This is a genomic window from Cyanobium sp. Lug-B (assembly GCF_024345635.1).
Classification (GTDB): Bacteria; Cyanobacteriota; Cyanobacteriia; order PCC-6307; family Cyanobiaceae; genus Cyanobium; species Cyanobium minutissimum.
Genome location: NZ_JAGQBM010000103.1, coordinates 1 through 6444 on the forward strand (window position 1 = coordinate 1; position 6444 = coordinate 6444).

At 70.2% G+C, this 6444-nt stretch carries 4 protein-coding genes; 1 reads left to right on the forward strand and 3 read right to left on the reverse strand.

From position 1 onward, the window contains the following. From KBY81_RS16070 to rpoD, 3 genes are all read right to left on the reverse strand, one after another. Positions 1–1227 (reverse strand): glycosyltransferase family 39 protein (locus KBY81_RS16070; protein WP_254977042.1); only part of this gene is annotated, 1227 nt, incomplete at its 3' end. A 78-nt stretch (positions 1228–1305) separates the two neighbouring features. Then, positions 1306–2415, reverse strand: a complete 1110-nt coding sequence (locus tag KBY81_RS16075; protein WP_106221298.1) for a glycosyltransferase family 2 protein — start codon at positions 2413–2415, stop codon at positions 1306–1308. Positions 2416–2493: 78 nt separating this feature from the next. Continuing rightward, on the reverse strand, positions 2494–3792 hold the full coding sequence (gene rpoD / locus KBY81_RS16080; RefSeq protein ID WP_106221300.1) for an RNA polymerase sigma factor RpoD: 1299 nt from the start codon (positions 3790–3792) through the stop codon (positions 2494–2496). A 461-nt stretch (positions 3793–4253) separates the two neighbouring features. Here rpoD and priA point away from each other — a divergent pair. Further along, on the forward strand, positions 4254–6444 hold a 2191-nt coding region (gene priA, locus KBY81_RS16085), incomplete at its 3' end, for a primosomal protein N' (RefSeq protein WP_254977043.1).

The following is a 6444-nucleotide window of genomic DNA, read 5'->3' on the forward strand; positions in this document are numbered from 1 at the left end:
CCCGGTCCGGCCCGGGGCGGCCGGGGCCAGGGCCGGGGTGGCCGAGGCCGGGGCGGCTGGGGCCGGGACGATCGCCTCCGGCAGGGGGCGCCAGTGCAGCGCCACCAGCAGGCTCGCCGCCGGCAGGGCCGGCAGGATGTAGCCAGGCAGCTTGGTGGCGGCGGCGGAGAAGAAGGCCACCACCAGCACCAGCCAGAGCAGCAGGAACAGCCCCAGTTCCGCCGGGGCGGTGCCTTCTCCGGAGGGGCCGGCCGCCGCCGTTCGCCAGCGGGAGGGGCGCCAGAAGCCCTGGGCGGCGATCGCCAGGGGCAGGAACAGCGACCAGGGCAGCACCAGGATCACCAGCCAGGGCAGGTAGAACCAGGGGGGGCCGGGGTGGTCGTAGAGCACCGTGGTGAAACGCTGCAGGTTGCTGAAGCCCAGGAAGCCGCCGAGGAAGTCGCCGCCGTTGACGGCGGCCGCCGCCGCGTACCAGGGGGCGCTCACCCCGAGGAACAGGGCCACCATGGCCAGCAGGGGACGCCAGCGCAGCCAGGCTCGCCAGTGGCCGGTGAACAGCAGGAAGACCACCACCACCAGACCCGGCAGCAGCAGACCCACCGGGCCCTTGGCCAGCACGGCGATGCCCGCGAACAGCGCCATGGCCACCCGGCCGAGGGGGGCCCGCCAGGGGTCGGCCCGGTGGCGGTGGGCCAGCAGGAAGCCGAACAGCGCCAGGGTGATGGCGCTGGAGAGGAACATGTCGGTGGTGGAGGTGCGCCCCCAGCCGATCCAGCCCGGGGTCGTGGCGATCACCCCGGCCGCCACCACACCCCTGAGCAGCCTGGGCCGGCCCGCCTCACCCGCCGGGGACCAGGCCAGCATCAGGCCGAAGGCCGCCACCACCACGGCACTGGCGGCGAGAGCCACCGGCAGCCGCGCGGCCCATTCGCTGACCCCGAACAGCCGGAAGCTCAGCCCCACCATCCAGTAGCCCCAGACGGGGTAATCGAAGAAGCGTTCGCCGTTCCACCAGGGGGTGACCCAGTCACCCCGCTCCAGCATCTGGTGGCCCACCTCCACGAACAGGGCCTCGGTCTTGTCCATCAGGCCGACGCTGCCGAGGCCCTGGAAGAAGGCCAGCCAGCAGATCAGCAGCAGCCAGAGGCCGCTCAGCACCCAGACCAGTTGCCTGTGGCTACGGGCGCGGACACCCTCCGGCTGGGCCCCCCGGGCAGCAGACACCATGCTGGGTCGACGACGAGATCAAGGGGAAGTTAAGGCCAGGGCCCGCCGACCTGACCGGCGGCCCCGGGCTGGGCAGCCCTAAGGCGTGTTCCAGACGAAGCGGGAGGACGCCGCGTACTTCCAGACGAAGTCGACGGCGATGCCGGCCAGCAAGGCCAGCAGCGGCTGGGGGGTGACCTGGCGGTAGAACGCCGAGGACACCCCCACGTTGGCCGCCATCCCCAGGGAGGTGACCAACAGGAAGCGGATCAGGCCGAACACCAGGGCGATGCCGCTCAGCTGCTGGGAGCGGAAGGTCAGCACATTGTTGATCAGGTAATTGGAGCAGCCGGCGCTGACCACCGCCACCACCTGGGCCTGCTCAAAGCTGAGACCCAGAAGGTCCTGGCTGAGGGCGAACACCAGAAGGTGGATGCCGATGCCGGTGCCGCCCACCAGGGCAAAGCTGACGGCCCGCCGCGGCACCATGCGCAGCAGCAGGGTGTGCAGGATCGAGACCCCCAGATCCCAGATCACCGCCAGGTTGAGCTTCGATTCCCCGGCGCTGCGGGGCTGGAAACTCAGGGGCACCTCGGCCACCGCCAGATGGCCGTGGCTGAGGGCCAGCAGTTCATAGAGAAACTTGAAGCCGTTGACATCCACCTGCCGCACATAAGGAAGGCAGCGCTCGGGGCGCAGGGCGAAGAAACCGCTCATGTAGTCGGTCAGATGGCGGTAGCGGGGCAGGCTGAAGCGGGCCACCGCATTCGCCCAGGTGGAGTTCCGCTCGCGCCGCTCGCTCAGACCCATGATCGTGGCCGCGGGATGGAAGCGGCTGCCGACCATGAGATCGCCGCCGCTCTCGATCAGGGCGGAGACGGCATGGGCCACCGAGGCGGGTTCATGCTGGCCGTCGCTGTCCATGACCACCACCACATCGCCGGTGGCGTCCAGGATCCCCTCCTTGATGGCGCTGGAGAGGCCGAAGCGCCCGACACGGCGGATCAGCCGGACGCAACCATGGCGGTGGGCCAGCATCCGCACCTTTTCGGCTGTGCCATCACTGGAATCATCATCAACGAACAGCAGTTCAAGGTCGAAGCTGTCTCTCAGGGGCAGCAACTCCTCGACGATGGGCTCCACATTGGAGCACTCGTTGAAGGTGGGCAGCACGACCGTCAGGCGGAGCATCGGCTCGCGTTCCGTCATCGGAATCCCGGCGAGCTGCTGAAGAGAATGACCATGCACTCGCCAAGCTGTTTTTGATTCTCCTGCAGGGGAGGCAGGCTACTTGATGTACTCCTTCAGAACGCCATTGCGGTTGGGGTGGCGCAGCTTGCGCAGGGCCTTGGCTTCGATCTGCCGGATGCGCTCACGGGTGACATCGAAGATCTGGCCGATTTCTTCCAGAGTCTTCATGCGGCCGTCATCCAGGCCATAGCGCAGGCGGAGCACATCCCGCTCACGGGGGCTGAGGGTGGCGAGCACGCCCTCCAGGTCCTCACGCAGCAGGTTCTTGGCGACATCCTGCTCAGGATTCTCGATATCGGCTTCAATGAAATCGCCGAGCCTGGAATCCTCCTCCTTACCGATGGGAGTTTCGAGGGAGATGGGCAGCTGGGCGGATTTGGCGATGAAGCGGAGCTTCTCGATCGTCATCTCCATGCTTTCAGCGATCTCCTCCTCGGTGGGCTTGCGGCCGAACTCCTGGGAGAGGGTCTTGGTGGTCTTCTTGATCCGGGAGATCGTCTCGTAGAGGTGAACAGGAAGGCGGATGGTGCGGCTCTGATCGGCGATCGCACGGGTGATCGCCTGGCGGATCCACCAGGTGGCGTAGGTGGAGAACTTGTATCCCTTCTCGTGGTCGAACTTTTCGGCGGCGCGGATCAGGCCGAGGCTGCCTTCCTGGATCAGATCCTGGAACGACAGACCCCGGTTCATGTACTTCTTGGCGATCGAGACGACCAGCCGCAGGTTCGACTGGACCATCTTCTCCTTGGCCCGACGCCCCAGCATCAGCCGACGGCGGAACTTGATCAGCGGCATGTCGAAGATCGCCGCCCACTCCTTGGTATCAGGGAAATGGCCCTTGTCGGCCTCAAACTCAGCGGCCTTCTCCTCCAGCTCGAGCAGATCGGCGATCTTGCGGGCCAGCTCGATCTCCTCATCGGGCCGCAGCAGACGGATGCGGCCGATCTCCTGGAGGTAGACGCGGATCGAATCCTCGGTGTAGACGCCCTTCGGGCCCACCTTGATGCTGGCCAGAGCCTTGGCACCCTTGGCATCCTTGCGGAGGTCGCCGCCGGTCTCCGGAAGATCGTCATCGCCGTCGAGGCCATCGTCGAGGACGACCGCCGCGGGCTTCTCAGCGGCGGGCTTGGCGGCCGCTGGCTTGGCGGTCGTCCGGGAGCCGGCCTTGGCCGCAGGCTTGGCGGTCCCAGCCTTGGGAGCGGCCGTTCGGACCCGGGCCGCGGTCTTCCTGGCCGCCGCCGCCGTCGGTTCGATGGGCAGCACGTCGCCGTTGGCGGTGACGGTGGCCAGGATCTCGGGAACGGCGGCTTTGGCCTTGGCGGCGACTGGGCTCATGGAAACGACGCGAAAGGGAAGGGGTGCGGGGGAATGAAGCGGGCGAGGGAAAGGCGGGCGGGGCGAGGGGCCCGGGGATGGTCAGGGGCGTGATTCCATCAGCCGGTTCCTGCCCTCCGGGTCCGTGACTCCGGTTCCCATCCTCCATGCTGCCGGTACGGAGCCGGGCGGGAGGGCCAGGAGAGCAACAGGACGTGGCGGGATGGAAGGACTCCGCTCACGGAGCCGATGCCGATGGATGGTGGATGGATCGCTCCAGGAGCGTGATTGGGATGGTGGAAGTCGGCCAGAGCCGGTGCAGGGCTGTCACGGGTGGTCTCAGACCGGAGGAATGAAGAGGGAGTGAATCCCTGGATCCTCAGCGGGTCTTCCCTGTGGACGGAACTCTGCGCGGTTCCGACGGCAGCCTTTCGAGCGGCCCAACGACGTCATCCTAGGAATGGCATGAGATCTTTGCAAGATTGCCAGCCAGCTCCTCACCATCGCCACCCGAACCCGCCCCCCCGGGCTGGCTGGAGGTGTGGCTGGAGGCCGGCCGGGAGGGGCGGGCCTTCACCTACGCCAACCCCTCGGGCCTGGCCATCGGGGCGGGAGATCTGGTGCGGGTCCGTCTGCAGGGCCGGCCCCACACGGGCCTGGTGGTGGCAACGGCGGCGGTCTGTCCCGCCGCCATGGAGGGACGGGCGATCCTCCCGGTGGACGCGGTGCTGGAGAGTGCCGCGATCGATCCGCTCTGGCAGGCCCTGCTGGAGGGCGTGGCCCGGCAGTGCCACAGCGGCCTGTTCCGCACCCTCAAGAGCGCGCTGCCGCCGGGCTGGCTGGGACAGGCCCGCCGTCCCCCCGGCCAGGGACGGACCCTCTGGACCGTGCGGCCCAACCCGGCCGCGGTCATGGCGTCCATCACCCCCCGCCAGCAGCAACTGCTGGACCACCTGGCCAGCCACGGGGGGGCGCGGTTGCTGCGCGATCTGGTGCAGGAGGCCGGTTTCGGCCGCACCCTGATCACCACGATGGAGCGACGGGGTCTGCTCCTGAGGGAGGCGGGCCGCGTCCCGTCGAGGGTCGGCGGCGCCCCGGGCCTCCCCGGCGGCGGGGCGGGTGCTGGATCGGCCCCCCTGGAGAGCGCCCGGTCACCCAGTCCGGCCCAGGCCGCGGCCATGGCCGCCATCGCCGGGGCGCCGCCGGGCCAGAACCTGCTGCTCTGGGGCGTGACCGGCTCCGGCAAGACCGAGGTCTACCTGCAGGCTGCGGCCCAGGAGCTGGCGGCGGGGCGCAGCGTGCTGATCCTGGCGCCGGAGATCGGTCTGGTCCCCCAGCTGCTGGACCGCTGCCGGCGCCGCTTCGGTCCGACGGTGATCGAGTATCACAGCGGCATGGGGGATGGGGAACGGGTCCTCACCTGGCGGCGCTGCCTCGAGGCCGCTCGGCGGCGCGAGCCCTGCCTGGCGGTGGGCACCCGCTCCGCCGTCTTTCTGCCCCTGGGCCAGCTGGGCCTGATCGTGCTCGACGAGGAACACGATGCCTCCTACAAGCAGGAGAGTCCCATGCCCTGCTATCACGCCCGCGAGGTGGCCCGGCTGCGGGCCCGCCAGACGGGGGCCCGTCTGGTGCTCGGCAGTGCCACCCCCTCCCTCGAGACCTGGTGGCGCTGCCAGCCGCGCCCCGGGGGTCAGCCCGCCGACACCCGCCTGCTGCCCCTGCCGGAGCGGATCGGCCAACGCCCCCTGCCGCCGGTGCGGCTGGTGGACATGCGCCTGGAGCTGGAGGAGGGGCACCGCCGCCTGATCAGCCGCCCCCTGATGGCCCGGCTCGAGACCCTGCAGGAGCGGGGCGAGCAGGCCGTCGTGCTGGTGCCCCGGCGCGGTTACCGCTCCTTCCTGAGCTGCCGCAGCTGCGGCGAGGTGGTGCAGTGTCCCCACTGCGACGTGCCCCTCACCGTCCACCGCGGCCCCCGGGCCGGCGGCCGCGAGGGTCGGGAGTGGCTCCGCTGCCACTGGTGCGACCACCGCCAGGAGATGGGCGATCGCTGCGGCCACTGCGGGTCCACCGCCTTCAAGCCCTTCGGCGCCGGCACCCAGCGGGTGATGGAGCAACTGGCGGCGGAACTGGAGGGCCTGCGGCTGATCCGCTTCGACCGGGACACCACCCGGGGCCGGGATGGTCACCGCCGCCTGCTGGAGCGCTTCGCGGCCGGCGAGGCGGACGTGCTGGTGGGGACCCAGATGCTGGCCAAGGGCATGGACCTGCCCCGGGTGACCCTGGCGGCGGTGCTGGCGGCCGACGGCCTGCTGCACCGGCCCGATCTGCGCGCCACCGAGCAGTGCCTGCAGCTGCTGCTGCAGCTCGCCGGCCGGGCCGGCCGGGGGGAACGCCCCGGGGAGGTGCTGGTGCAGACCTACAGCCCCGAGCATCCGGTGATCCGCCACCTGGTGGACGGCCGCTACGCGGCTTTCCTGGCCGAGGAACTGGAGCTGCGCCGCCAGGGGGGCATGGTGCCCTTCGGCCGGGCCTGCCTGCTGCGGCTGGCCGGTCCATCCGCCAGCGGCACGGCCACGGCCGCCGCCGCCCTGGCCGAGCGGATCCGTCCCGCCGTGGAGGCGGCCGGCTGGGTGGTGATCGGCCCGGCCCCCGCCCCCGTGGCCAGGGTGGCAG

Bases quoted from the DNA above. Each gene is read 5' to 3' on its own strand.
- KBY81_RS16075 (WP_106221298.1), bottom strand. From the start codon at position 2,415: ATGACGGAACGCGAGCCGATGCTCCGCCTGACGGTCGTGCTGCCCACC.
- rpoD (WP_106221300.1), bottom strand. From the start codon at position 3,792: ATGAGCCCAGTCGCCGCCAAGGCCAAAGCCGCCGTTCCCGAGATCCTG.